The 23,974-nt window shown below is 71.1% G+C and carries 26 protein-coding genes, 5 tRNA genes and 1 pseudogene; 25 read left to right on the top strand and 7 right to left on the bottom strand.

The window, feature by feature from the left end; translation table 11 throughout:
* Positions 1-66: 66 nt before the first annotated feature.
* From ACFYZS_RS03295 to ACFYZS_RS03315, 5 genes are all read left to right on the top strand, one after another.
* A tRNA-Gln gene (locus ACFYZS_RS03295) sits at positions 67-138 on the top strand.
* A 27-nt stretch (positions 139-165) separates the two neighbouring features.
* Positions 166-238 (top strand) — tRNA-Glu (locus tag ACFYZS_RS03300).
* Positions 239-300: 62 nt separating this feature from the next.
* Positions 301-373, top strand: a tRNA-Glu gene (locus ACFYZS_RS03305).
* Positions 374-394: 21 nt separating this feature from the next.
* Positions 395-466: transfer RNA gene (locus tag ACFYZS_RS03310), tRNA-Gln, on the top strand.
* 15 nt (positions 467-481) lie between these two features.
* Positions 482-554 (top strand) — tRNA-Glu (locus ACFYZS_RS03315).
* A 181-nt stretch (positions 555-735) separates the two neighbouring features.
* Here ACFYZS_RS03315 and ndgR read toward each other — a convergent pair.
* On the bottom strand, positions 736-1,452 hold the full coding sequence (gene ndgR, locus ACFYZS_RS03320) for an IclR family transcriptional regulator NdgR (RefSeq protein WP_037837458.1): 717 nt from the start codon (positions 1,450-1,452) through the stop codon (positions 736-738).
* A 119-nt stretch (positions 1,453-1,571) separates the two neighbouring features.
* Between ndgR and leuC the strand changes: the two genes are divergently transcribed.
* The 4 genes from leuC to ACFYZS_RS03340 all read left to right on the top strand — a co-directional run bounded on the left by leuC (position 1,572) and on the right by ACFYZS_RS03340 (position 4,771).
* Positions 1,572-2,996 (top strand): 3-isopropylmalate dehydratase large subunit, encoded by a 1,425-nt coding sequence (gene leuC / locus ACFYZS_RS03325; RefSeq protein ID WP_389006200.1) that lies wholly within the window; start codon positions 1,572-1,574, stop codon positions 2,994-2,996.
* Between the two features lie 3 nt (positions 2,997-2,999).
* Positions 3,000-3,593, top strand: a complete 594-nt coding sequence (leuD, locus tag ACFYZS_RS03330) for a 3-isopropylmalate dehydratase small subunit (protein WP_048475959.1) — start codon at positions 3,000-3,002, stop codon at positions 3,591-3,593.
* A gap of 137 nt (positions 3,594-3,730) precedes the next feature.
* Positions 3,731-3,958, top strand: coding sequence for a hypothetical protein (locus tag ACFYZS_RS03335; RefSeq protein ID WP_008739877.1), 228 nt, complete (start codon positions 3,731-3,733; stop codon positions 3,956-3,958).
* Positions 3,959-4,102: 144 nt separating this feature from the next.
* Positions 4,103-4,771 (top strand): HU family DNA-binding protein, encoded by a 669-nt coding sequence (locus ACFYZS_RS03340; RefSeq protein WP_389006203.1) that lies wholly within the window; start codon positions 4,103-4,105, stop codon positions 4,769-4,771.
* A gap of 303 nt (positions 4,772-5,074) precedes the next feature.
* Here ACFYZS_RS03340 and cofC read toward each other — a convergent pair.
* Positions 5,075-5,749 (bottom strand): annotated as a pseudogene (gene cofC / locus ACFYZS_RS03345) (2-phospho-L-lactate guanylyltransferase); the annotation flags it as partial.
* Between the two features lie 166 nt (positions 5,750-5,915).
* Here cofC and ACFYZS_RS03350 point away from each other — a divergent pair.
* Genes ACFYZS_RS03350 through ACFYZS_RS03360 form a run of 3 tightly spaced genes read left to right on the top strand, consistent with a single transcriptional unit; the run spans position 5,916 to position 8,872 of the window.
* The gene (locus tag ACFYZS_RS03350; protein ID WP_389006205.1) at positions 5,916-6,668 is read left to right on the top strand and encodes a lysophospholipid acyltransferase family protein; all 753 of its coding nucleotides are present in this window, start codon (positions 5,916-5,918) and stop codon (positions 6,666-6,668) included.
* Entirely contained in the window at positions 6,665-7,675 is a 1,011-nt protein-coding gene (locus tag ACFYZS_RS03355; protein ID WP_389006207.1) for an NAD(P)H-dependent glycerol-3-phosphate dehydrogenase, read from the top strand. The genes ACFYZS_RS03350 and ACFYZS_RS03355 overlap by 4 nt, the downstream gene beginning before the upstream one ends.
* Positions 7,676-7,714: 39 nt before the next feature.
* Positions 7,715-8,872 (top strand): D-alanine--D-alanine ligase family protein, encoded by a 1,158-nt coding sequence (locus ACFYZS_RS03360; protein WP_389006209.1) that lies wholly within the window; start codon positions 7,715-7,717, stop codon positions 8,870-8,872.
* Positions 8,873-8,954: 82 nt separating this feature from the next.
* Here ACFYZS_RS03360 and ACFYZS_RS03365 read toward each other — a convergent pair whose 3' ends face one another.
* Both ACFYZS_RS03365 and ACFYZS_RS03370 read right to left on the bottom strand, forming a co-directional pair.
* Entirely contained in the window at positions 8,955-9,455 is a 501-nt protein-coding gene (locus ACFYZS_RS03365; protein WP_389006211.1) for a DUF3515 domain-containing protein, read from the bottom strand.
* 23 nt (positions 9,456-9,478) lie between these two features.
* Positions 9,479-9,712, bottom strand: coding sequence for an Lrp/AsnC family transcriptional regulator (locus tag ACFYZS_RS03370; RefSeq protein ID WP_030162831.1), 234 nt, complete (start codon positions 9,710-9,712; stop codon positions 9,479-9,481).
* Between the two features lie 244 nt (positions 9,713-9,956).
* On the opposite strand from ACFYZS_RS03370, the gene ACFYZS_RS03375 reads away from it, so the two are divergent.
* Both ACFYZS_RS03375 and thiD read left to right on the top strand, forming a co-directional pair.
* Positions 9,957-10,940 carry a thiamine-phosphate kinase gene (locus tag ACFYZS_RS03375; protein WP_030162829.1) on the top strand — a complete coding sequence of 328 codons (984 nt, stop codon included), beginning with the start codon at positions 9,957-9,959 and terminating at the stop codon, positions 10,938-10,940.
* Complete coding sequence (gene thiD / locus ACFYZS_RS03380) at positions 10,937-11,740, top strand: bifunctional hydroxymethylpyrimidine kinase/phosphomethylpyrimidine kinase (RefSeq protein WP_389006214.1); 804 nt, start codon at positions 10,937-10,939, stop codon at positions 11,738-11,740. The genes ACFYZS_RS03375 and thiD overlap by 4 nt, the downstream gene beginning before the upstream one ends.
* Before the next feature lie 151 nt (positions 11,741-11,891).
* On the opposite strand, the gene rpmB is transcribed toward thiD, so the two are convergent.
* Positions 11,892-12,077, bottom strand: coding sequence for a 50S ribosomal protein L28 (gene rpmB, locus ACFYZS_RS03385; RefSeq protein WP_030298506.1), 186 nt, complete (start codon positions 12,075-12,077; stop codon positions 11,892-11,894).
* Positions 12,078-12,327: 250 nt separating this feature from the next.
* Between rpmB and ACFYZS_RS03390 the strand changes: the two genes are divergently transcribed.
* The 9 genes from ACFYZS_RS03390 (at position 12,328) to mutM (ending at position 21,492) form a co-directional block, all read left to right on the top strand.
* Complete coding sequence (locus tag ACFYZS_RS03390) at positions 12,328-14,019, top strand: DAK2 domain-containing protein (protein ID WP_389006216.1); 1,692 nt, start codon at positions 12,328-12,330, stop codon at positions 14,017-14,019.
* 16 nt (positions 14,020-14,035) lie between these two features.
* Positions 14,036-16,240 (top strand): ATP-dependent DNA helicase RecG, encoded by a 2,205-nt coding sequence (recG, locus tag ACFYZS_RS03395; RefSeq protein WP_389006218.1) that lies wholly within the window; start codon positions 14,036-14,038, stop codon positions 16,238-16,240.
* Between the two features lie 96 nt (positions 16,241-16,336).
* Positions 16,337-16,915 (top strand): 16S rRNA (guanine(966)-N(2))-methyltransferase RsmD, encoded by a 579-nt coding sequence (rsmD, locus tag ACFYZS_RS03400; RefSeq protein ID WP_389006220.1) that lies wholly within the window; start codon positions 16,337-16,339, stop codon positions 16,913-16,915.
* A 29-nt stretch (positions 16,916-16,944) separates the two neighbouring features.
* Positions 16,945-17,424: a pantetheine-phosphate adenylyltransferase gene (coaD, locus tag ACFYZS_RS03405; RefSeq protein ID WP_199813636.1), complete on the top strand. Its 480-nt coding sequence runs from the start codon at positions 16,945-16,947 to the stop codon at positions 17,422-17,424.
* Positions 17,425-17,528: 104 nt separating this feature from the next.
* A complete protein-coding gene (locus ACFYZS_RS03410) occupies positions 17,529-18,635 on the top strand; it encodes a DivIVA domain-containing protein (protein WP_389006222.1) in 1,107 nt (368 codons plus the stop codon).
* A 69-nt stretch (positions 18,636-18,704) separates the two neighbouring features.
* Positions 18,705-19,415, top strand: coding sequence for a DUF177 domain-containing protein (locus ACFYZS_RS03415; RefSeq protein WP_099889285.1), 711 nt, complete (start codon positions 18,705-18,707; stop codon positions 19,413-19,415).
* A 2-nt stretch (positions 19,416-19,417) separates the two neighbouring features.
* Entirely contained in the window at positions 19,418-19,591 is a 174-nt protein-coding gene (gene rpmF, locus ACFYZS_RS03420) for a 50S ribosomal protein L32 (RefSeq protein ID WP_003965982.1), read from the top strand.
* A gap of 19 nt (positions 19,592-19,610) precedes the next feature.
* Complete coding sequence (rnc, locus tag ACFYZS_RS03425) at positions 19,611-20,489, top strand: ribonuclease III (RefSeq protein ID WP_389006224.1); 879 nt, start codon at positions 19,611-19,613, stop codon at positions 20,487-20,489.
* Between the two features lie 142 nt (positions 20,490-20,631).
* Positions 20,632-21,492: a bifunctional DNA-formamidopyrimidine glycosylase/DNA-(apurinic or apyrimidinic site) lyase gene (gene mutM / locus ACFYZS_RS03430; RefSeq protein ID WP_389006226.1), complete on the top strand. Its 861-nt coding sequence runs from the start codon at positions 20,632-20,634 to the stop codon at positions 21,490-21,492.
* On the opposite strand, the gene ACFYZS_RS03435 is transcribed toward mutM, so the two are convergent.
* Complete coding sequence (locus ACFYZS_RS03435; protein WP_389006228.1) at positions 21,465-21,842, bottom strand: winged helix-turn-helix transcriptional regulator; 378 nt, start codon at positions 21,840-21,842, stop codon at positions 21,465-21,467. The genes mutM and ACFYZS_RS03435 overlap by 28 nt on opposite strands.
* Positions 21,843-21,910: 68 nt before the next feature.
* Positions 21,911-22,837 carry a CAP domain-containing protein gene (locus tag ACFYZS_RS03440; protein WP_389006230.1) on the bottom strand — a complete coding sequence of 309 codons (927 nt, stop codon included), beginning with the start codon at positions 22,835-22,837 and terminating at the stop codon, positions 21,911-21,913.
* Positions 22,838-22,973: 136 nt separating this feature from the next.
* Between ACFYZS_RS03440 and ACFYZS_RS03445 the strand changes: the two genes are divergently transcribed.
* Positions 22,974-23,255: an acylphosphatase gene (locus tag ACFYZS_RS03445; RefSeq protein WP_030859890.1), complete on the top strand. Its 282-nt coding sequence runs from the start codon at positions 22,974-22,976 to the stop codon at positions 23,253-23,255.
* A 350-nt stretch (positions 23,256-23,605) separates the two neighbouring features.
* Positions 23,606-23,821: a hypothetical protein gene (locus tag ACFYZS_RS03450; protein ID WP_030859887.1), complete on the top strand. Its 216-nt coding sequence runs from the start codon at positions 23,606-23,608 to the stop codon at positions 23,819-23,821.
* The last annotated feature ends 153 nt before the right edge of the window (positions 23,822-23,974 follow it).

Below are 23,974 nucleotides of genomic sequence, written 5' to 3' on the forward strand. Positions count from 1 at the left end.
AGCGGGCCGAAAGGCCGGACGGAGGCGCCACTCGAAAGAAAAGCCCCCCAAGGGGTTGACTTTCGGTGGGGTATAGTGTAATTGGCAACACGAGGGTTTCTGGTTCCCTTATTCTAGGTTCGAGTCCTGGTACCCCAGCGCAGTGCAGCAGTAACGCAGTGCTTAGCCCCCGTTGTGTAGCGGCCTAGCACGCCGCCCTCTCAAGGCGGTAGCGCCGGTTCGAATCCGGTCGGGGGTACAGATCCTTCCCGCAAGATCTCATTGGGTAGCTCCCGGACGTCTTGATGCAGGATCGCTAGGGCCCCCGTTGTGTAGCGGCCTAGCACGCCGCCCTCTCAAGGCGGTAGCGCCGGTTCGAATCCGGTCGGGGGTACTGGTCTGGTATAGATCACATTGGGCTATGGTGTAATTGGCAACACGAAGGTTTCTGGTTCCTTTGTTCTAGGTTCGAGTCCTGGTAGCCCAGCGCAGTACAGAGCAAGCCCCCGTTGTGTAGCGGCCTAGCACGCCGCCCTCTCAAGGCGGTAGCGCCGGTTCGAATCCGGTCGGGGGTACGCACGGAAGAGGCCCTCCGCGTTCATCGCGGAGGGCCTCTTCGCTGTTCCCGTACGCACCCGGTGCCGATGCCCGGCCCCGTACAAGTGCGGGCCCGGAGGCGCGTGTTCGGACGTGTGCGGCGTCGTACGCGCCCCCGGGCCCGGGGGAGTGGGGGAAGGGCCTGCGGCCGGGAGGGCCTCAGCCGGAGCGGCGCAGCGCCTCCGACAGGCGGGCGGCCGCGTCGATGACGGCCTGGGCGTGCATCCGGCCCGGGTGGCGGGTCAGGCGCTCGATCGGCCCGGAGACCGACACGGCGGCCACCACGCGGTTCGACGGCCCGCGCACCGGCGCGGAGACGGACGCCACACCGGGCTCCCGCTCGCCGATCGACTGCGCCCAGCCGCGGCGCCGTACGCCCGACAGGGCCGTCGCCGTGAAGCGCGCGCCCTGCAGCCCGCGGTGGAGCCGCTCGGGCTCCTCCCAGGCCATCAGGATCTGCGCGGCCGAGCCCGCCTTCATCGGGAGCGTCGAACCCACCGGGACGGTGTCCCGCAGGCCCGACAGCCGCTCGGCGGCCGCCACGCAGATGCGCATGTCTCCCTGACGGCGGTAGAGCTGCGCGCTCTCGCCCGTCACGTCACGGAGGTGGGTGAGTACCGGTCCCGCCGTGGCCAGCAGGCGGTCCTCGCCGGCCGCGGCGGCGAGCTCCGCCAGCCGCGGTCCGAGGATGAACCGGCCCTGCATGTCCCTCGCCACCATCCGGTGGTGTTCCAGTGCCACGGCCAGGCGATGTGCCGTGGGTCGTGCGAGCCCTGTCGCCGCGACCAGCCCGGCGAGGGTGGCCGGACCGGACTCCAGTGCGCTCAGTACCAGAGCTGCCTTGTCGAGAACGCCGACGCCGCTAGAGTTGTCCATGAAACGATATTCGCGTCTCACACTGTGAAACGCAAGTTCAATTTTTCCAAGAACCAGCGAGTCTGTATGTACGGGTCCACGAACCACTGGGTCCGGGACGGTGAGCCGGAGGGAAAGCGATGGGTAGGACACTCGCGGAGAAGGTCTGGGACGACCATGTCGTCCGGCGCGCCGAGGGCGAGCCCGACCTCCTCTTCATTGATCTGCACCTGCTGCACGAGGTGACCAGCCCCCAGGCCTTCGAGGGCCTGCGCCAGGCCGGCCGCAAGGTCCGGCGGCTCGACCTCACCATCGCCACCGAGGACCACAACACCCCCACCCTGGACATCGACAAGCCGATCGCCGACCCGGTCTCCCGGGCCCAGCTGGAGACGCTGCGGGCGAACTGCGCCGAGTTCGGCGTCCGCCTGCACTCCCTGGGCGATGTCGAGCAGGGCGTCGTCCACGTGGTGGGACCGCAGCTGGGCCTGACCCAGCCGGGCACCACCGTGGTCTGCGGCGACTCGCACACCTCCACGCACGGCGCCTTCGGCGCGCTGGCCTTCGGCATCGGCACCAGCCAGGTCGAGCACGTGCTGGCCACCCAGACGCTGCCGCTGGCCCGCCCCAAGACGATGGCGATCACCGTCACCGGCGAGCTGGCCGAGGGCGTCACGGCCAAGGACCTGATCCTCGCGATCATCGCGAAGATCGGCACCGGCGGCGGCCAGGGCTACATCCTGGAATACCGCGGCGAGGCCGTCGAGAAGCTCTCGATGGAAGCGCGCATGACCATCTGCAACATGTCGATCGAGGCCGGTGCCCGCGCGGGCATGATCGCCCCCGACGCGACCACCTTCGACTACCTGAAGGGCCGCGACCACGCCCCCGAGGGCGAGGACTGGGACGCCGCGGTCGCGTACTGGAAGACCCTGCGCACCGACGAGGACGCGGTCTTCGACGCCGAGGTCGTCATCGACGGCGCCGCGCTGTCCCCGTTCGTCACCTGGGGCACCAACCCGGGCCAGGGCGCGCCGCTGTCGGCCAACGTCCCCGACCCTGCTTCGTACGAGGACGCTTCGGAGCGCCACGCCGCCGAAAAGGCCCTGGAGTACATGGGGTTGACGGCCGGGCAGCCGCTGCGCGACATCAAGGTCGACACCGTCTTCGTAGGTTCGTGCACCAACGGCCGCATCGAGGACCTGCGCGCCGTCGCGGGGATCATCGAGGGCCGCAAAGTCGCCGACGGCGTACGGATGCTGGTCGTCCCGGGTTCCGTCAGGGTCGCCCTGCAGGCCGTGGAGGAGGGCCTGGACAAGGTCTTCAAGGAGGCCGGCGCCGAATGGCGGCACGCGGGCTGCTCGATGTGCCTGGGCATGAACCCCGACCAACTGGCCCCCGGTGAGCGCTCCGCGTCCACCTCCAACCGCAACTTCGAGGGCCGGCAGGGCAAGGGCGGGCGGACCCACCTGGTCTCCCCGCAGGTGGCCGCGGCCACCGCGGTGCTGGGCCATCTGGCCTCGCCCGCCGACCTGTCCGACGCCACCGCGACCGCCGGAGTCTGAACCATGGAAGCCTTCACCACCCACACCGGCCGGGCCGTCCCGCTGCGCCGCTCCAACGTCGACACCGACCAGATCATCCCGGCCCACTGGCTGAAGAAGATCACCCGCGACGGGTTCGAGGACGGGCTCTTCGAGGCCTGGCGCAAGGACCCCGAGTTCGTCACGAACCGCCCCGAGCGCCAGGGTGCGACCGTGCTGATCGCCGGTCCCGACTTCGGCACCGGCTCCTCGCGCGAGCACGCCGTCTGGGCCCTGCAGAACTTCGGCTTCAAGACGGTCATCTCCTCCCGCTTCGCCGACATCTTCCGCGGCAACTCGCTGAAGAACGGTCTGCTGACGGTGGTCCTGCCGCAGGAGACCGTCGACCGGCTGTGGGAGCTGACCGAGGCCGACCCGACCGCCGAGGTGACGGTCGACCTGGTCGCCCGCCAGGTCCGCGCGGCGGGAATCGAGGCGGAGTTCGAACTCGACGACAACGCCCGCTGGCGTCTGCTGGAGGGCCTGGACGACATCTCGCTCACCCTTCAGAACGAAGCGGACATCGACACGTACGAAAGCGCCCGACCGAGCTTCAAGCCGCGCACGATTAGGGTCTGATTCCAGCCTGATCAGCGCTTATTCACCTCCGGGTGATCACATCGACAACACTGTGCCCCCCGCCTTCAGGCGGGGGGCACAGCCGTGTGTTGAGGCCCCGTGAGGCGACAACTCGCCCCAGATGGCACAATCTGTGCATGGAACGCGACAGTCAACTTGAGCTCTACGAACTCGTCGCGGACCGGCTGAAAGAAGCACACACAAGGGTGCGCACACTGCAAGTCCCGGAGGGCGTAAGGATGGCGCTGTCCCGGAAGCTGTTGGTCGTCACGGCCGCGGCGAAGCACGATCTCGCCGATGCGGCAAGGCGCCTGGACAGGTTGATGAAGGACCTCGACGAGGGTCGATTCCCTGAAGGCGACTGATGCGAAGGAACTCCGTAACGACCTACACCGTTGCGGCACTAGGGTGATTAGCCCGTTTCGTGTTTGATTTGCGGTATATATCCGCCTAACGTGCGAAATAAGCTTGAACACATTCGTTCTGGCGAAGTCTCCGAAGGGGAAGACGTGAACAAGGCGCAGCTCGTAGAAGCGATTGCCGACAAGCTGGGCGGCCGCCAGCAGGCCGCGGACGCTGTCGACGCGGTACTGGACGCGATGGTCCGCGCTGTGGTCGCGGGAGACCGGGTCTCGGTCACGGGCTTCGGCTCGTTCGAGAAGGTCGACCGCCCGGCCCGCTACGCCCGCAACCCGCAGACGGGTGAGCGCGTCCGGGTCAAGAAGACCTCTGTTCCCCGCTTCCGCGCGGGCCAGGGCTTCAAGGACCTGGTCGCGGGCACCAAGAAGCTGCCCAAGGGCGGCGAGGTGTCGGTGAAGAAGGCACCCAAGGGCAGCCTTTCCGGCGGAGCTTCCGCGACGGTCAAGAAGGCCGCGGCCAAGAAGGCCACCACCGCCAAGAAGGCGGCGGCGAAGACCGCGGTCGCCAAGAAGACCACCGCGAAGAAGGTCGTCGCCAAGAAGGTGGTCGCCAAGACCGCCGCGAAGAAGACCACGGCGACGGCGAAGAAGACCACCGCCACGGCCAAGAAGGCCGCGACGACGGCGAAGAAGACCACCGCCACCGCCAAGAAGACGGCTCCGGCGGCCAAGAAGGCCACCGCGAAGACCACGGCGCCCGCCAAGAAGACGACGGCGCGCAAGACCACCGCGAAGAAGACCACGGCCCGCAAGAAGTAAGGCCACGAGTCACACACGCCGGGCCGGCTTCCCCCTCCTGGGGAAGCCGGCCCGCGGTGCTGTCCGTGCAGGTCAGGATGGGTGCAGTGGTACGGGTCAGAAGGTCTGCAGGGTGACCAGCGTGATCCGCAGGGCCGGCCCCTCGCCGTCCGTCTCGATCCGGACCCGCTGCCCGGGCCGCAGCAGCCGCAGGCCGCCCGCGTCGAAGGCCGGGGCCTCGAAGGGCACCGGGGTGCCGTCGTCCAGCAGCACACTGCCGCTGCGGGTCTGGGAGTCGTACGTGTACGCGGTCGCCTGCATACGGGCACTGTATCGGGCCGTGTGACGGCCCACACCGAGGGCGAGGGCCGTCCGCAGATCCGCCCCCGTGTCCACGTCCCGGCGGACGCTCTCGACGTCCGGCAGGACTATTTCCGCAGCTCCCGAGGCCGAATGCCGGGCCCGTGACGGACCTCCGAACGAGGGTGCCAATTCCACGTCCGGCGCGGCGGAAAGCAGGGTCGTGCCGATTCCCGCCGCGTCCGCCAGAAATGCCCGCGGAAATGCGGATGCGGTTTCGAGCACGCGTAGCAATTCCGGCGGCCGCAGCGCGGGCAGATCCGCGTTCATCGCCGCCACCGCCGCCCCGGGCCGGGCCCGGCGTATCTCCCGCGCCCCGTGGGCCAGCGCCGCGTTGAGCCCGGCGGCCGGGAGGTCCGGCACGACCCGCGCCCCCAGCCGCGCCAGTTCCCTTCCGGCCCCGGCGTCGTCCGTGACGACCACCACATCCGCGACCGCCGCGCAGGCCAGCGCCGCCGCCACGGTGTCCTGCGCGAACGCCAGCGCGAGCCCGGGGCGCGATGCCCCCACGGCCGCCGCCAGCCGGCTCTTGGCCTCCGCCAGGGGCTTCAGCGGGACCACCAGACTCCAGACCGCGTTCGTGGCGGCCCCCTTCCCTGCGGTGCGCGTCCGTCCATGCGCGGACCATGGCCGGGTCATGGCCCGGTCATGCGTCGGCCCATTGTCGCCTCTGCCCGGTCGACCCGGAGGTCCGGTGCTCCGGGCGGGGCGTACGGTGTTCTCGACAGAGACCGGACCTGAGGCCACACTTGTCCGGCCGAAGGGGTGCCCAAGCCGCGCACCGGTCCTAGAGGAAGGTGTCCGAGTGTCCCGCCGCAGAATCGGCTTCTGGTACCGCCTGGCCGCGGTCATCGCAAAACCGCCGCTGGTGGTGCTCTTCAAGCGGGACTGGCGGGGAATGGATCACATTCCGGCCGACGGCGGGTTTATCACGGCCGTCAATCACAACTCGTATCTGGACCCGCTCTCCTACGCGCACTTCCAGTACAACACCGGCCGGGTGCCCCGATTGCTCGCGAAGGCGGCCCTCTTCAAGGTCCCCATTGTCGGCGCGATCCTGCGCGGCTCCGGCCAGATCCCCGTCTACCGCGAGACCACCAACGCCCTGGACGCATTCCGGGCCGCCGTGGACGCGATCGAGCGCGGCGAATGCGTGGCCTTTTATCCGGAGGGCACCCTCACCCGCGATCCGGACATGTGGCCGATGGCCGGCAAGACCGGCGCGGCGCGGGTGGCGCTGATGACGAAGGCGCCCGTCATTCCGGTGGCCCAGTGGGGCGCGAACCTCGCCATGCCGCCGTACGCCAAGGAGGACAAGGTCCGCCTGTTCCCGCGCAAGACCCTCCAGGTACTGGCCGGACCCCCCGTGGACCTCTCCGAGTTCTACGACCGGGAGCCCACCCCGGACGTGCTCAAGGAGGTCACCGAGACCATCATGGCGGCCATCACGGAGCTGCTGGAGGAGCTGCGCGGGGAGAAGGCGCCCGAGCAGCCGTACGACCATCGCAAGGCCAGGCTGGAACAGCGGCGCAAGGCCGCGGGGGAGGACCACAAGTGACACGTCCCGTGAAGGCCGCCGTCTTCGGAACCGGCTCCTGGGGCACGGCCTTCGGCATCGTGCTCGCCGACGCGGGCTGCGAGGTGACCCTGTGGGGCCGCCGCGCCGAGGTCGTCGACGCCATCAACACCGGCCGGACCAACCCGGACTACTTCCCGGACGTCGAACTGCCCGCGAACATGCGCGCCACCACCGACCCGGCCGAGGCCGCGGCCGGCGCCGACTTCGTGGTCCTCGCCATCCCCTCCCAGACCCTGCGCGGCAACCTCGCCGAATGGGCCCCGCTGCTGCCCGCCGACGCCGTTCTCGTCTCCCTGATGAAGGGCATCGAACTCGGCAGTGCCAAGCGGATGAGCGAGGTCATCGAGGAGGTGGCCAAGGTCCCCGCCGAGCGCGTCGCCGTCGTCACCGGCCCCAACCTGGCCCGTGAGATCGCCGCCCGCCAGCCGGCCGCCGCCGTCGTCGCCTGCTCCGACGGGGCCGTCGCGCAGCGCCTCCAGGCCGCCTGCCACACCCCGTACTTCCGCCCGTACACGAGCACCGACGTCATCGGCTGCGAGCTGGGCGGCGCCGTCAAGAACGTCATCGGCCTCGCCGTCGGCATCGCGGACGGCATGGGCCTGGGCGACAACACCAAGGGCTCCCTCATCACGCGGGGCCTGGCCGAAGCGACCCGGCTGGGCCTGGCGATGGGCGCCGACCCGCTCACCTTCTCCGGTCTCGCGGGCCTCGGCGACCTCGTCGCCACCTGCTCCTCGCCGCTCTCCCGCAACCACACCTTCGGCACCAACCTCGGCCGCGGAATGACGCTGGAGGAGACCATCGCGGTCACCAAGCAGACCGCCGAGGGCGTCAAGTCCTGCCAGTCGGTGGCCGATCTGGCCCGCCGCCACGGGGTGGACATGCCGATCACCGACACCGTCGTCGACATCGTCCACCACGGCAAGCCGCCGCTGGTCGCGCTGAAGGAACTGATGGGGCGCAGCGCCAAACCGGAACGCCGCTGACTCCTTTCCGGACGCCCGACCGGGTATCGTCGTGGCGATATGAGCAGCGAGAACCTCCCCCAGACCCCTGAGCAGCAGGGCCGCAAGCCCCGCGTGGCCGTCGTGTTCGGCGGCCGCAGCTCGGAACACGCCATCTCGGTCGTCACCGCGGGCGCCGTGCTGCGCTCCATCGACCGGTCCAAGTACGAGGTGCTGCCCATCGGCATCACCACGGACGGCCGGTGGGCGCTGACCGCCGACGAGCCCGCGCGGATGGCCATCGCCGACCGCAAGCTCCCGAGCGTCGAGGAGCTCGCGGACTCCGAGGACGGCGCCGTCGTGCTCTCCGTCGACCCGGCCAACCGCGAGGTCGTCTACACCGAGCCGGGCGCCGTCCCCAAGGCGCTGGGCGAGGTCGACGTCGTCTTCCCGATGCTGCACGGCCCGTACGGCGAGGACGGCACCCTGCAGGGCCTCCTGGAGCTCTCCGGCATCCCGTACGTCGGCTCGGGCGTCCTCGCCTCCGCCGTCGGCCAGGACAAGGAGTACATGAAGCGGGTCTTCACCTCCTTCGGCCTCCCCGTCGGCCCGTACGTGACCATCCGGCCCCGCGAGTGGGACGCCGACCGGGACGCCGCCACGGCACGGATCCTGGACTTCGCCGGCGAGCACGGTTGGCCGCTCTTCATCAAGCCCGCCCGGGCCGGCTCCTCCATCGGCATCACCAAGGTCGACGACGCCTCCGGCCTGGACGCGGCGGTCCACGAGGCCCAGCGCCACGACCCGAAGATCATCGTGGAGGCGCTGCTGCGCGGCCGCGAGATCGAGTGCGGGGTGCTGGAGTTCGAGGACGGGCCGCGCGCGAGCGTGCCCGCGGAGATCCCCCCGGTCTCCAGCCACGACTTCTATGACTTCGAGGCGAAGTACATCGACTCCGCCTCCGGTCTGGTGCCCGCTCCGCTCACTCCGGAGCAGACCGCCGAGGTGCAGCGGCTCGCCATCGAGGCGTTCGACGCCGCGTCCTGCGAGGGCCTGGTGCGCGCCGACTTCTTCCTCACCGAGGACGGCACGTTCGTCATCAACGAGATCAACACGATGCCGGGCTTCACCCCGATCTCCATGTACCCGCGGATGTGGCAGGAGTCGGGCATCGAGTACCCGGAGCTGGTGGACCGCCTGATCCAGGCGGCCCTGCGCCGCTCCACCGGTCTGCGCTAGCCGCAGCCGGCGCCCGTACATGCCGACCGCCCGCCGGGATTCCCGGCGGGCGGTCGGTGTGCGAAGGGGCGTCCGGCCCCCGTCAGTACGAGGAGATGCCCTCGGGGACGGTCCTGGCCACCACGGCGGACAGTCCGACGAGCATCCCCGCATCCGTGGCATGCTCCTTGTCGACCCGGACCTCGGTGTAGGCGAGCCGCATCCCGGTGATGAACCGGAACCCCCCGCCATCGCTGTCGGGGATCTGCTTCAGCAGCCAGCGGACGCCGTTGACCTCGACGCCCTCCTGCTTCGGATCAGCCATCTCGGGGGGTTTGGGGATACCGCACCGCAGTACGATCGCCGAGCCGCCCCACGCGGCGGTCAGATCCGACTTCGGCGCTGCCTCGGCCCGCGCCAGGCCGGCCACCGTCTCCGGGAGCTCCTTGTGCAGTGCTGCACAGAACCCCGCGACGTCGGCGGGCGGCGTGGGCGGCGGGTCCACCCGGGCTTCGGAATCACCCGGGGTACAGCCCGCGAGGGCCAGTACCGCGACCAGTACGGGCAGGGCGGGCAGACGCAGGGGCCGGCGGTGGTGGGTCATCACCGGCCAAGAGTAGACGGGGGCTACAGATGGACCACCGGGCAGGTCAGGGTGCGGGTGATGCCCTCCACCTGCTGCACCTTGGCGACGACCATGCGGCCGAGCTCGTCCACGGTGTCGGCCTGGGCGCGCACGATCACGTCGTACGGGCCCGTCACGTCCTCGGCCTGGATCACCCCCGGGATCTGGCTGATGGACTCGGCGACGAACGACGCCTTGCCCACCTCGGTCTGGATAAGGATGTACGCCTGTACCACGGAACCTCCAGGGCGGCCACGAGGATCGATTCCCCTAACCTTCGGGTGGGCCCAGGGATTCGGGTGGGCCCGGGGAAGAAGGGACGCCACGGTACCGCGTTGCCGAGCACCACGGGGAGACCCGGGGGCACGGCGCCACGCACAGCGGGGCGTACGGAGAGCAGAAGTTGACGTATCTGTTGACGGTACCCAGAGCTGTGACGGCTCGCGACCGCAAGCGGACTGGGCAAGAAGGGGCACAGCGATGAAGGGCACTGTGGGCGAGCTGGGGGAGTTCGGGCTCATTCGGGAGCTCACTTCACGGCTCACCACCACCCCGGCGGTCCGGCTCGGACCGGGCGACGACGCCGCGGTCGTGTCGGCCCCCGACCGGCGGGTCGTGGCGAGCACCGACATCCTGCTCGAGGGCAGGCACTTCCGGCGCGACTGGTCCACCGCGTACGACGTCGGCCGCAAGGCCGCCGCGCAGAACCTCGCCGACATCGCGGCCATGGGCGCGGTGCCGACGGCGCTGCTGCTCGGCCTCGTCGTCCCGGCCGAGCTGCCGGTCACCTGGCCCACCGAGCTGATGGACGGCATCCGCGACGAGTGCCAGGTCGCCGGCGCGGCCGTGGTCGGCGGCGACGTCGTCCGCGGGGACACCATCACCGTGGCCATCACCGCCCTCGGCGACCTGCGCAACCACGAGCCCGTGCTGCGCTCCGGCGCCCAGCCCGGCGACGTCGTGGCCGTCACGGGCTGGCTGGGCTGGTCCGCGGCCGGATTCGCCGTGCTCTCGCGCGGGTTCCGCTCCCCGCGGGCCTTCGTCGAGGCGCACCGGCGCCCCGAACCCCCGTACCACGCGGGCCCCGCGGCCGCCGGACTCGGCGCCACCGCGATGACCGACGTCAGCGACGGCCTGATCGCCGACCTCGGGCACATCGCCGAGGCCAGCAAGGTACGGATCGACCTGCGCTCGGCGGCCGTCGACATCCCGACGCAGATGCACGACATCGGGCAGGCCGTCGGGGTTGACCCCTTGCAGTGGGTGCTCACCGGAGGGGAAGATCACGCCATCGTGGCGACCTTCCCGCCCGACGTGAAACTGCCGGCCCGGTGGAAGGTCATCGGGGAGGTGCTGAACCGGTCCGCGCTGCCCCAGGTGACCGTGGACGGCGCCCCCTGGACGAGCACCGGCGGCTGGGACCACTTCGGCTCCGACCCGTCCACCGAGGAGACCTCCAGATGACCGACGCGCCACCGCTGTGCCTGACCGTCGCCGGATCCGATTCCGGCGGTGGCGCCGGGATCCAGGCCGACCTCAAGACGATGCTGGCACTCGGCGTGCACGGGATGAGCGTGGTGACCGCCGTGACCGCGCAGAACTCCCTCGGGGTGCAGGGGGTCTGGGAACTGCCCGCCGAGGCCGTGAAGGCCCAGTACCGGGCCGTCGTGGACGACATGGGCGTGCACGCGGTCAAGACCGGGATGCTGGCCTCCACCGCGCTCGTGGAGACGGTGGCGGAACTGCTGGCCGCCACCTCCGCCCCCGCCGTCGTCGACCCGGTCGGGGTCTCCAAGCACGGGGACGCGCTGCTCGCCGCCTCGGCGCTGGACGCCGTACGCAAGGAGCTGCTGCCGCGGGCCACCGTGGCCACTCCCAACCTGGACGAGGTGGCCCAGCTCACGGGCGTGGTCGTGGAGAGCGAGGACGACATGCGGCGGGCCGCCGACGCCGTGCTCGCGTACGGGCCCGAGTGGGCGCTCATCAAGGGCGGGCACCTGGCCGCCCACGGCGGCGAGGCCGCCGACCTGCTCACCGACGGGGACACGCTGCTGTGGCTGCGGGCACCGCGCCACGACAACCGGCACACCCACGGCACCGGCTGCACCCTCGCCGCCGCGATCGCCGCGGGGCTCGCCAAGGGCCAGGACGTGCCGCAGGCCGTCATGGAGGCCAAGGAGTACGTGAGCGGCGCCATCGCGGCCGGCTTCGCCCTCGGCGGCGGCATCGGCCCGGTGGACCACGCCTGGCAGTGGAACCGCTGACGGCGCTGGAACGGCAGAAGACCACCGCGTCATGCGACGCGGTGGTCTTCACATGCCCGGTCGGTCCAGGCAAGCGGAAGGCAAAAGGCCGGCCCACGAGGTGGACCGGCCTTCTTGGCAACCGGAAAGGGCTGCGCTACGACGGTTGGCGTCAGCGCGAGACCTTGCCGGCCTTGATGCACGAGGTGCAGACGTTGAGGCGCTTCGGCGTCCCACTGACCATGGCACGAACGCGCTGGATGTTCGGGTTCCAGCGACGCGAGGTGCGGCGGTGCGAGTGGGAGATGTTGTTGCCGAAGCTCGGCCCCTTGGCGCAAACGTCGCAGTTGGCAGCCACAGGTCACTCCAAAGACTTCAGATGCACTTACAGTGAAATCCGGCGCACCGGATCAGAAGTCTGGAGAAGTCTGAGTGGTTTGCCGGGGGAATTGGCCCGACTCTCATCGGGCAACCGGAGCAGCATACAACGACTGCGCCCGTCCAAGAAAACTACCATGGCCGCCGCCGATCCCGCCCGGGGCCCCTGACACCCCGCAGTCCTTGGTTACCCTGCGGTGAACCCTGGCCCGCACAAGGAGGAACGCCCGGTGCAGCACGAGCCGCAGCCGCAGCGCCCCGACGAGCTCGACGCCGAAGCGGTGCGCACCTGGAGCTCGCTGGCCGTGGCCGCGCTGGGCCGGGCCCGCGAGGACATCGACGCGATCAACGTCTACCCCGTCGCGGACGCGGACACCGGGACCAACCTCTACCTGACCGCCGAGTCCGCCGACCGCGCCCTGGCCGAGGCCCTCGGAACACCACCCGCGGGCGTGAGCGAGACCACAGCCGGCGACCCGGATTCCGCGGTCGCGGCCGCCTCCCTCTCCCACGCCGTACGGGCCTACGCGCACGGCGCCCTCATAGGCGCCCGAGGGAACTCCGGAACGATCCTGGCGCAGCTGCTGCGCGGAGTGGCCGACGTGCTCGGCGACGGGCCGGGGGAGCGCGGGTCCGGCCCGCTGCTGGCCGAGGCGCTGACCCGGGCCGCCGAGGAGGCCTACCGGGCCGTCGCGCACCCGGTGGAGGGCACGATGCTCACCGTCGCCGCCGCGGCGGCGCGCGCCGGCGAGGCGGTCGGGGCGGCCGCCGGGACCGCCGCCGACGTGGCCCGGGCCGCCTACGACGCGGCCCGCGCGGCCCTCGCGGACACCCCGGGGCAGCTGGCCGAGCTCGGCCGGGCCGGAGTGGTCGACGCCGGGGGCTGCGGGCTGGTCGCCGTACTCGGGGCCCTGTGGCAGGCGCTGTCCGGCCTGCAGCCCGCCGCCGAGGCCGTACGCGGCCGGGCCGTGCCCGTACCGCGGCCGCCGCAGCCCTGCGAGGCCGAGGAGCAGGGCGGGCCCGCGTACGAGGTCATCTACCTGCTGGAGGCCGCCGAGCCGGCCGTGGCCCTGCTGCGCGAGCGCCTCGACGGACTCGGGGAATCCCTGGTGGTGGTCGGCGGCGACGGACTGTGGAACGTGCACGTCCACGTCGACGACCCCGGCGCCGCCGTGGAGGCCGGCGTGGTCGCCGGGCGGCCGTACCGGATCCGCATCACCCACTTCGGCGACGAGCGGCGCAGGGCGCGCGGTGAACGCGTCCAGCGGGCCGTCGTCGCCGTGGTCCCGGGCGAGGGGCTGGCCGGGCTGTGCGGGGAGGCGGGAGCGACCACCGTGCTCGCCCGCCCCGGGGAGGTCCCCGAGGCCGCCGCGCTCGTCGACGCCATCCGGCGGGCGCACGCCCGCGAGGTGGTGCTGCTGCCCGGCGGCGCCGACCAGCGCGCCGTCGCGTCCGCCGCCGCCGAACAGGCCCGCGCCGACGGCGTACGGGTGGCCGTCATCCCCACCCGGTCCGCAGTCCAGGCCCTGGCCGCCCTCGCCGTCCACGATCCGGAGGGCAGCTTCGACGAGGACGTCGTCGCCATGACCGCGGCCGCCGGAGCCACCCGCTACGGGGAACTCGCCGTCGCCGAACGGCAGTCCTTCACCTCCGCCGGCATCTGCCAGGCCGGGGACGTGCTCGGGCTCATCGACGGGGACGTCGCCGTCATCGGCTCCGGCCTCGACGAGACCGCCCAGGCGGTCCTGGAGCGGATGCTGGGCTCCGGCGGCGAACTCGTCACCCTGGTCCTGGGGCCGGAGGTGCCCGACGCCCTCGCCGAACGCCTGGAGGCGTACGTACAGCACGGGCACCTGGCGGTGGACACCGTCACCTACCGCGGCGGGCGGTACTCGGCGCCCCTGCTCATCGGGGTCGAATAGCCGACTTGTCAGCGCCATGGTGTGCAATGAAGGCGTGCCCGCGCTCGACGAAGACCTCAAGAAGACGCTCGGCCCCGCCACCGCCAAGGTGCTGGCCGAGCAGCTCGGCCTGCACACGGCCCTGGACCTGCTGCACCACTACCCGCGGCGGTACGCCGAGCGCGGCGAGCTGACCTCGCTGGCCGAGCTCGCCGACCAGATCGACGAGCACGTGACGGTCGTCGCCCAGGTCGCCGACGCCCGGATCCTGACCTTCAACGGGGGCCGCGGCAAACGCCTGGAGGTGACCATCACCGACGGCAGCGGCCGTCTCCAGCTGGTCTTCTTCGGGGCGGGCGTCCACAAGCCGCACAAGGACCTGCTGCCGGGCACCCGCGCCATGTTCGCGGGCAAGGTCGGCATGTTCAACCGCAAGCTCCAGCTCTCCCACCCCGCCTACGAGCCGCTCGGCGCGGACGCCTCCGACCGGGACGCCGCGACCGCCTTCGCGAACCAGCTCATCCCGATCTACCCGGCCTGCGCCAAGCTGGAGTCCTGGAAGATCGCCAAGTGCGTGGACGCCGTACTGCCCAGCGCCGGGGAGGCCGTGGACCCGCTGCCCGACGCCCTGCGCGAGGGCCGCGGGCTGGTCCCGCTCACCGAGGCCCTGCTGAAGATCCACCGGCCCGCCGCCAAGGCCGACATCGAGGACGCGCGGCAGCGGCTGAAGTGGGACGAGGCGTTCGTCCTCCAGGTCGCCCTGGCCCGCCGCCGGCACGCCGACTCCCAGCTCCCGGCCGTCCCCCGCCGTCCCGCCCCGGGCGGCCTCCTCGACGCCTTCGACGCCAAACTCCCCTTCACCCTCACCGACGGCCAGCAGACCGTCTCCCGCGAGATCTTCGAAGACCTGGCCACGGACCACCCCATGCACCGCCTCCTCCAGGGCGAGGTCGGCAGCGGGAAGACGATGGTGGCGCTGCGGGCCATGCTCGCCGTCGTGGACTGCGGGGGGCAGGCCGCCATGCTCGCGCCCACCGAGGTGCTCGCCCAGCAGCACCACCGGTCCATCACCGAGATGATGGGCGAGCTCGCCGAGGGGGGAATGCTCGGCGGCTCCGACCAGGGGACCAAGGTCGTGCTGCTCACCGGGTCCATGGGGATGCCCGCGCGCCGCCAGGCCCTGCTCGACCTGGTCACCGGCGAGGCGGGCATCGTGATCGGCACGCACGCCCTCATCGAGGACAAGGTGCAGTTCCACGACCTCGGCCTGGTCGTCGTCGACGAACAGCACCGCTTCGGCGTCGAGCAGCGCGACGCGCTGCGCTCCAAGGGGAAGCAGCCCCCGCACCTGCTGGTCATGACCGCGACCCCGATCCCGCGCACCGTCGCGATGACCGTCTTCGGGGACCTGGAGACCTCCGTCCTCGACCAGCTGCCCGCCGGCCGCTCCCCGATCGCCACCCACGTCGTACCGGCCAAGGACAAGCCGCACTTCCTGACCCGCGCCTGGGAGCGGGTGCGCGAGGAGGTCGAGAACGGGCACCAGGCGTATGTGGTGTGCCCGCGCATCGGCGACGGCGAGGACGACCCCAAGAAGAAGGCCTCCGCCGAGGACGACGCGGAGAAGCGGCCCCCGCTGGCCGTCCTGGAGATCGCCGAGCAGCTCCGGCGCGGGCCGCTCGCCGGGCTGTCGGTGGAGGTGCTGCACGGGCGGATGGACCCGGCCGACAAGGACGACGTCATGCGCCGCTTCGCGGCCGGCGAGGTCAAGGTGCTGGTCGCCACCACCGTCATCGAGGTCGGGGTGAACGTCCCGAATTCCACGGTCATGGTGATCATGGATGCGGACCGCTTCGGCGTCTCCCAGCTCCACCAGCTGCGCGGCCGCGTCGGCCGCGGCTCCGCGCCCGGCCTGTGCCTGCTCGTCAGCGAGATGCACGAGGCGAGCCCCGCCCGGGCCCGGCTCGCCGCGGTCGCCGCCACCCTCGACGGCTTCGAGCTCTCCCGCATCGACCTCGAACAGCGCCGGGAGGGCGACGTCCTCGGCCAGGCCCAGTCGGGCGTGCGCTCCTCGCTGCGCATGCTCGCGGTCATCGAGGACGAGGAGGTCATCGCCCAGGCCCGGGAGGAGGCCACCCGCGTGGTCGCCGAAGACCCCGAGCTGCAGGGGCTGCCGGGGCTGCGCAGCGCCCTGGACGCCCTGCTGGACACCGAGCGCGAGCAGTACCTGGAGAAGGGCTGAGCCCTCGTCGCCCGGCACCGGCCGGGGCCGTCCCGGGCCGTACGACCTATCGTTGGACTCCGCAGTAGCCATCACCGTCGTACCGAAGGACCCCAGATGACCCGCGTGATCGCCGGCAGCGCCGGCGGGCGACGGCTGACCGTGCCCCCGGGCACCGGCACCCGGCCGACCTCGGACCGGATGCGCGAAGGCCTCTTCTCGACCTGGGAGTCGCTGCACGGCCTCGGCGGAGCCCGGGTGCTCGACCTGTACGCGGGTTCCGGCGCCGTCGGCCTGGAGGCCCTCTCCCGCGGCGCGGCCCACGCGCTGCTGGTGGAGCCCGAGGCCAAGGCCGCCAAGGCGATCCGGGACAACATCAAGGCGCTGGGCCTGCCCGGCGCCGAGTTCCGGGCGGGCAAGGCGGAGCAGATCGTGGCGGTCCCGTCGGGCGCGGACCCGTACGACGTCGTCTTCCTGGACCCGCCGTACGCCGTCGGCCACGACGATCTTGGCGAGATCCTCCTCACACTCCGCGCCAATGGCTGGCTCACGGACGATGCGCTCGTCACCGTGGAGCGCAGCACGCGCAGCGGCGCCTTCCCGTGGCCCGAAGGCTTCGAGCCGCTGCGCTCCCGCAAGTACGGCGAAGGCACCCTTTGGTACGGTCGCGCCGCCTTCACCAGCGAAGACTCATGATGCCCGCATCGGAGAGCGAGGGACCCAAGTTGCGCCGAGCCGTCTGTCCCGGGTCATTCGACCCCATCACCAACGGACACCTCGACATCATCGGCCGAGCCTCCCGGCTCTACGACGTCGTGCACGTCGCCGTGATGATCAACCAGTCCAAGCAGGGGCTGTTCACCGTCGAGGAGCGGATCGAGCTGATCCGCGAGGCGACCGCCGACTACGGCAACGTCGAGGTGGAGTCCTTCCACGGACTGCTCGTCGACTTCTGCAAGCAGCGCGACATCCCGGCCATCGTCAAGGGCCTGCGCGCGGTCAGCGACTTCGACTACGAGCTGCAGATGGCCCAGATGAACATGGGGCTCTCGGGGGTCGAGACGCTGTTCGTGCCGACCAACCCGACCTACAGCTTCCTGTCGTCCTCCCTGGTCAAGGAGGTCGCGACCTGGGGCGGCGACGTGGCCCACCTGCTGCCGCCGCACGTGCACGCGGCGCTGACCGAGCGGCTCGCCAACCGCTGACCGACTGACGGGCCGTCAGTGCGGTGTCGGGCGTCCACCCGGTGGCCTTACAGTCGTCCCGTCCGTCTCAGGAACCGCCCGAGGCCGAGAGAGTGCGAGCCCCCATGGACGTGCAGAAGAAGCTCGACGAGATCGTCGCGGCCGTCGGCGGCGCCCGGTCCATGCCCATGTCGGCCTCCTGCGTGATCAACCGCGCCGAGCTGCTCGCGCAGCTCGAAGAGGTGCGCCAGGCGCTGCCCGGCTCGCTCGCGCAGGCGCAGGAGCTCATCGGCGGCCGGGAGCAGATGGTCGAGGACGCCCGCCGCGAGGCGGAGCGGATCATCGAGTCGGCGCACGCCCAGCGCGGTTCGCTGATCTCCGACACCGAGGTCGCGCGCCGCTCGCAGGCCGAGGCGGACCGGATCCTGGCGGACGCCCGCCGGGAGGCCGAGGAGATCCGGGCCGAGGCCGACGACTACGTCGACAGCAAGCTCGCGAACTTCGAGGTCGTGCTCAGCAAGACCATCGGCTCGGTCGACCGCGGCCGCGAGAAGCTGCTGGGCCGCGGGCCCGGGCTCGACGAGCAGGGCTACCCGGACGCCGAGGCGCCCGAGCGCAGCCATGATCCGCAGACGCAGCGCGAGCAGGCCGACGCGTACGTGGACACCAAGCTGGCGACCTTCGAGGCGGTGCTCTCCAAGACCCTGGAGGCGGTCGGCCGGGGCCGCCAGAAGCTGCTGGGCCGGGTGCCCACGGACGACCTCGGCGCGCACATGGCCGCCCAGGACGCCGCGGGCTCGCAGCAGTCCCGCTCGGCGAGCGACGCGGACTTCCTGGCGGGCCTGGCGGAGCCGGCGGCCCCGATGGCGCCCGCGGCCCCGGCGATCCCGGCGCAGGCCCAGCAGGAGCCCCAGTACGACGCGTACGGCTACCAGCAGCCCCAGCAGCAGGACGCCTACCCCGGTGCGAGCACCGGCTCCACCGGAGCGGCATACGCCGCGCCCTCCTACGGGGACCCCTACGCCTACCAGCAGCAGGTCCAGCAGCCGGACCCGTACGCGGCCATGGGCTACGAGCAGCAGCCGGACCCCTACGCGGCCTACCGGCAGCAGCCGCAGGGCGGCGAGCACGCACAGCAGACCCCGCAGCAGCCCGCGCTCGACGAGACCAGCTTCTTCGACACGAGCATGATCAACCTGGACCAGCTGCGCCAGTACGAACAGGGTCGCTGAGGCCGGATTGGGCTCAGAGCGAAGCGCCGGGTATCCTGGCTCTTCGGTCGCGCGTATGCACCGCGATCCATGCTGCCCACATGTGGCGGAATCTTTGATCTTCAGCGATCTGTGAAAGCAGGAACGGCCCTGAATACCCGCCTCGACCACCGCAACCCCCTCGTGTTCGACACGCACGAGCTGGGTCGGCGTCCTGGTGCCATGCAGCGGCTGTCCCGTGAGATCGCGGCACCGGCGGACTTCGGTCTCGCCGGGGTCATCGGAGTGCCGGAAGGCGCCCCGGTGAAGCTCAGCCTCCGCCTGGAGTCGGTCATGGAAGGGGTGCTTGTCACAGGCACCGCCCGTGCATCGGCCGTAGGGGAGTGCGTAAGGTGTCTGGAGTCCGTCGAGCGCGAGCTCAAGGCGGATTTCCAGGAGATGTTCTCGTACCCTGACGCCGACGACCGGAGCCGCGCAAAGGCGGAGCCGGCCGACGACGCCGAGGACGACGAGGACACGCTCTTCCTCGAGGACGGCTTGTTCGACCTCGAACCCGTGCTGCGTGATGTGGTGGTGCTCGCACTGCCCATGCAGCCGGTGTGCCGGGAGGACTGTCTCGGACTGTGCCCCGATTGCGGGCTCAGCCTGAACGACGACCCGGACCACCACCATGACGCCGTCGACATCCGTTGGGCGGCATTGCAAGGACTCGTCGTGACCGATCAGGACGGCGAGAAGGACAACATGAGCGGCACTGCCTCTGACGGAGTTCAGGGCGCCGCCGAGAAGCAGGAGAAGTAGCCGTGGCTGTTCCGAAGCGGAAGATGTCGCGCAGCAACACGCGCCACCGCCGGTCGCAGTGGAAGGCTGCGGTCCCCACCCTGGTTTCGTGTGAGCGTTGCCAGGAGCCGAAGCTCCAGCACATCGCGTGCCCGAGCTGCGGCACCTACAACAAGCGCCAGGTCCTCGAGGTCTGAGCGGCTGGTGAGAGGCGCAATGTCTGAGCTGTCCAACGCTGAGAAGCAGGCAGACAGTAACAACGCGGCCTCGTCCCACACGCTTCTGGAAGGGCGGCTCGGGTATCGACTCGAGTCCGCCCTTCTGGTGCGTGCACTGACCCACCGCTCGTACGCGTACGAGAACGGCGGTCTGCCCACCAACGAGCGCCTGGAGTTCCTCGGGGACTCCGTGCTCGGCCTGGTGGTCACGGACACGCTGTACACGACCCACCCCGACCTGCCCGAAGGCCAGCTGGCCAAGCTTCGGGCCGCGGTGGTCAACTCGCGCGCACTGGCGGAGGTCGGGCGCGGCCTCGACCTCGGCTCCTTCATCCGGCTCGGCCGGGGCGAAGAGGGCACGGGTGGCCGGGACAAGGCCTCCATCCTCGCCGACACCCTTGAAGCGGTGATCGGCGCGGTCTACCTCGACCAGGGCCTCGACGCGGCCTCGGAGCTGGTTCACCGGCTCTTCGACCCGCTCATCGAGAAGTCCTCGAACCTCGGGGCCGGCCTGGACTGGAAGACCAGTCTCCAGGAGCTCACGGCGGCCGAAGGCCTCGGTGTACCGGAATACCTGGTCACCGAGACCGGTCCGGACCACGAGAAGACCTTCACCGCTGCCGCCCGCGTCGGTGGTGTCTCGTACGGCACCGGCACCGGCCGCAGCAAGAAGGAAGCGGAACAGCAGGCAGCGGAGTCCGCATGGCGCGGTATCCGGGCCAAGGCGGACGAGCGGATCGCGGCGGAAGCCGCGGCATCCGCAGCCGCCCAGGTCGCGGTGACGGCTCCGGCCGACACCGGGGCCGACGCCGTGGTCCCGGCGTCGGCCGAGGACGGCGGGTCGCCGACGCCCGCCGATCCGACGCCGAACGGCTGAGCCCTTCCTTCGGGATCTCCCGCCCGCCCCTGCCGCCGTGCAGGGGCGGGCGGACCCGTTTCCGGGCCGGACGGGGGAGGCCGGTACGCTCGCCGGGAGCCACCCGAACGCACCACGACCGCATCGCCCCCGGAGGACCGCCGTGCCCGAGCTGCCCGAAGTCGAAGTCGTACGGCGGGGCTTGGAACGCTGGGTGGCCGGCCGGACCGTCGCGGCCGTCGAGGTGCTCCACCCGCGCGCGGTACGCCGCCACCCGGCAGGCGGGGCCGATTTCGCCGCCCGGCTGACGGGCCGGACGATCGGCGTCCCCCAACGGCGCGGCAAGTACCTGTGGCTGCCCCTGGAGGGGCGGGACCTCTCGGTGCTCGGGCACCTCGGGATGAGCGGACAGCTCCTGGTGCAGCCGGAAGGGGCCGCGGACGAGAAGCACCTGCGCATCCGCGTGCGTTTCGATGACGCCGCCGGGACCGAGCTCCGCTTCGTCGACCAGCGCACCTTCGGCGGGCTCTCGCTCCACGAGAACACCCCCGACGGGCTGCCCGACGTCATCGCGCACATCGCCCGGGACCCGCTGGACCCCCTCTTCGACGAGGCCGCCTACCACGCGGCGCTGCGCGCCAAGCGGACCACGGTCAAGCGGGCCCTGCTGGACCAGTCCCTGATCAGCGGGGTCGGCAACATCTACGCGGACGAGGCGCTGTGGCGGGCGCGACTGCACTACGAGCGCGCCACGGCCACGCTGACGCGCCCCCGGAGCGCGGAACTCCTCGGCCACGTGCGGGACGTGATGAACGCGGCCCTCGAGGTCGGCGGCACCAGCTTCGACAGCCTGTACGTCAACGTGAACGGCGAATCCGGCTACTTCGACCGCTCGCTCGACGCCTACGGGCGCGAGGACGAGCCCTGCCGGCGCTGCGGCACCCCGATGCGGCGCCGCCCGTGGATGAACCGGTCCAGCTACTTCTGCCCGCGCTGTCAGCGGCCGCCGCGCGCGGCGTCGTAGGACTCCCGGGCCCCGATGACCCGGGGCATGCTGCCTTCGAGGAAGTGGATGAGCGCGAGCAGCCGGTCGGCGATCTCGACGCCGAGCGGGGTCAGCTCGTAGTCGACGCGCGGCGGGTTCGTCGGCTGCGCCTCGCGGTTGACGATGCCGTCGCGCTCCAGTGCCTGCAGGGTCTGGGAGAGCATCTTCTCGCTCACGCCGTCGACCTTGCGGCGCAGCTCGTTGAACCGGCACGAGCCGTCGCGCAGGGCGCCCACGGTGAGGCTGCCCCAGCGGCCCGTGACGTGCTCCAGGGTCTCCCGGGACGGGCACGCGCGCGCGAAGGCGTCGAACGGCGGTTCAGTGTCCATGTCGACCAGCTTAGCTCCGCACAGCGCTGGCCAGAAGAGTGCGCTTTCGATTGGTAAGCGCGCTTCGGTCAGAAGCCGAAGTCCTGGGTCCACCAGGGGCCGCCGTCGGCGACGTACACGCCGACGCCGAGGGTGCGGAATTCGCAGTTGAGGATGTTCGCCTTGTGGCCGGGGCTGTTCATCCAGGCGTTCATGACCGCCTGGGCGTCGCCCTGGCCGCGGGCGATGTTCTCGCCGCCGAGCCCGGCGAGACCCGCCTTGGTGGCGCGGTCCCACGGGGTGTTCCCGTCGGGGTCGGTGTGGTCGAAGAAGCCGCGGGTGGCCATGTCCTTGCTGAAGGCGGCGGCCAGCGACGCGAGCGGCGGGTTGGCCCGGACCGGGCCGCAGCCCGCCTGCGCGCGCTCCTGGTTGACCAGGGTGAGCACGGCGCTCTCCTCCGCGGAGTGGCCGCCGTCGGGCGTCGGGGCGGGCGGGGCGGGCGGGGTGGGCGAAGCGGGGGGCTTCGGGGCGGCCGGCTTCGGGGGCACCGGGACCGGGATCGGCGGGGGGCTCTTCTGCGGCTTCGCCTGCACCTTGGGTGGAGCGGGGGTGGAGGCGGATGCGGAGGCCGACGGGGTCGGCGAGGCGGAGGGGGTCGGCGAGGCCGCCGGAGAAGGGGAGGTCGAAGGCGACGGGGAGGCCGCGGGTGACGGGCCACCCGTGTCGGGGCCCGCGGAGGCGCGGCCGGAGAGGTTGGCGAGGCCGCCCTGCTCGGTCACGGGAGCCGGGCTCGGCGAGGCTTCCGCCTCGGCCGCGGCCTTGGCCTGCGACTTCGCGGCCGAGCCGTCGGCGCTGACGCCCACGTAGGGGAACGAGCCGCCGACCGGCACCATGCCCGTGGTCACCGCAGCCGTGCCGAGGGCGACGGCCACGGCGCCGCCCAGCAGGGCGGAGCGCACGAGGGTGCGGCGGTTGCCGTCGCGGACCGGCGCGGCGTGAAGTCGGTGGCGTCCCATCGGCGACGTGCCTTCCTTGCGGCTCAAGATCATCCCTTACTCACCCAAATGGGTGAGTTCACTGGTGCGCGACTGTACGCGATGGGGCGCCGGGGGCGATGTGGGGCGAAACTCCTCGCCCCGTTAGCGTTCACGCATGAATGAAGACGTCCGCATGACCGCGTGGGTGCGCGGCCGTGTACAGGGAGTGGGCTTCCGCTGGTTCACCAGGGCCAATGCCCTGGAGATCGGCGGGGTCCTCGGGTTCGCGCTCAACCTCGACGACGGGCGAGTGCAGGTGGTGGCCGAAGGTCAACGTGAGAATTGCCACCGGCTCCTCGACTGGCTGCGCTCCGCCGACACGCCCGGGAGGGTGGACGGAGTGACAGAGATCTGGGGTACACCGCGCGGTGGCTACGACGGGTTCGCGATCCGTTGAGGGATCGGCCGATCATGTACTGATCACACCTCCGGACGGTCCGCACCCGGCCGGATCTGCGCGTTCCGCTCTCGACGCGTTGCCGGAGGCGCCGTTCCGTGGAAGGCTCGGAACAGCGGACGATCTCCACATCCCTTGGGAGAGCCGGGCTGCCCGCCGATACGGGGCGTGATCGTGTTGACCGTCAAACTTTTTGGTGAGACGCTGGAAGCCCCGCGCACCTGAGCTGTTTGGCAGTGCTGGCAGTATGAAGCGCAGTGACTGACAGTCGCTGCCGGACATCCGCGGGTGCGATTCCCTCACGACCCACACCGCTTCGGTCGGTCACTCAGTGTGGAGGACCATCCATCATGGCAAAGGCGCTTCTCGGTTACGTCGGCGGTTCCGATCCGCGACTCCTCGCCGAGATGCGACGGCTTCAGCAGCGCGTCCAGGACCTCGAGTCCGAGCTCACACGGATTCAGTCCGAAAACGACGCGCTGAATGCGGCCGCCGCTCAGCACGGAGACTCGCTGCTGGACCGCATCGACATCGACGTACCCCAGGCGGAGCCTGCGCTCACCTGATCCGCGCTCTACCCGTCGCTCGACTCCAGCCCCGCATGATCTGCAAGGGACGCTTCGGCGTCCCTTCTTTCTTGCTTGGGCCAGGTGGGGGGACGATTCCTTTAACGTCGGTTGTGCCCTGCACCTTCATGGGTGAAACCGAACGCGAAAGGT

Origin of the sequence: Streptomyces sp. NPDC001903 (genome assembly GCF_042891345.1) — a bacterium.
Lineage (GTDB): Bacteria > Actinomycetota > Actinomycetes > Streptomycetales > Streptomycetaceae > Streptomyces.

Coding starts and splice junctions, on each gene's coding strand:
- ACFYZS_RS03365 (WP_389006211.1), bottom strand. CDS start 9,455: ATGACCCACCACCGCCGGCCCCTGCGTCTGCCCGCCCTGCCCGTACTG.
- rnc (WP_389006224.1), top strand. CDS start 19,611: ATGTCTGAGCTGTCCAACGCTGAGAAGCAGGCAGACAGTAACAACGCG.
- leuC (WP_389006200.1), top strand. CDS start 1,572: ATGGGTAGGACACTCGCGGAGAAGGTCTGGGACGACCATGTCGTCCGG.
- ACFYZS_RS03440 (WP_389006230.1), bottom strand. CDS start 22,837: ATGGGACGCCACCGACTTCACGCCGCGCCGGTCCGCGACGGCAACCGC.
- recG (WP_389006218.1), top strand. CDS start 14,036: ATGGTGTGCAATGAAGGCGTGCCCGCGCTCGACGAAGACCTCAAGAAG.
- ACFYZS_RS03415 (WP_099889285.1), top strand. CDS start 18,705: ATGCTGCCCACATGTGGCGGAATCTTTGATCTTCAGCGATCTGTGAAA.
- thiD (WP_389006214.1), top strand. CDS start 10,937: ATGACCGACGCGCCACCGCTGTGCCTGACCGTCGCCGGATCCGATTCC.
- ACFYZS_RS03375 (WP_030162829.1), top strand. CDS start 9,957: ATGAAGGGCACTGTGGGCGAGCTGGGGGAGTTCGGGCTCATTCGGGAG.
- ACFYZS_RS03360 (WP_389006209.1), top strand. CDS start 7,715: ATGAGCAGCGAGAACCTCCCCCAGACCCCTGAGCAGCAGGGCCGCAAG.
- ndgR (WP_037837458.1), bottom strand. CDS start 1,452: ATGGACAACTCTAGCGGCGTCGGCGTTCTCGACAAGGCAGCTCTGGTA.
- ACFYZS_RS03445 (WP_030859890.1), top strand. CDS start 22,974: ATGAATGAAGACGTCCGCATGACCGCGTGGGTGCGCGGCCGTGTACAG.
- ACFYZS_RS03435 (WP_389006228.1), bottom strand. CDS start 21,842: ATGGACACTGAACCGCCGTTCGACGCCTTCGCGCGCGCGTGCCCGTCC.
- rsmD (WP_389006220.1), top strand. CDS start 16,337: ATGACCCGCGTGATCGCCGGCAGCGCCGGCGGGCGACGGCTGACCGTG.
- ACFYZS_RS03335 (WP_008739877.1), top strand. CDS start 3,731: ATGGAACGCGACAGTCAACTTGAGCTCTACGAACTCGTCGCGGACCGG.
- leuD (WP_048475959.1), top strand. CDS start 3,000: ATGGAAGCCTTCACCACCCACACCGGCCGGGCCGTCCCGCTGCGCCGC.
- ACFYZS_RS03410 (WP_389006222.1), top strand. CDS start 17,529: ATGGACGTGCAGAAGAAGCTCGACGAGATCGTCGCGGCCGTCGGCGGC.
- ACFYZS_RS03450 (WP_030859887.1), top strand. CDS start 23,606: ATGGCAAAGGCGCTTCTCGGTTACGTCGGCGGTTCCGATCCGCGACTC.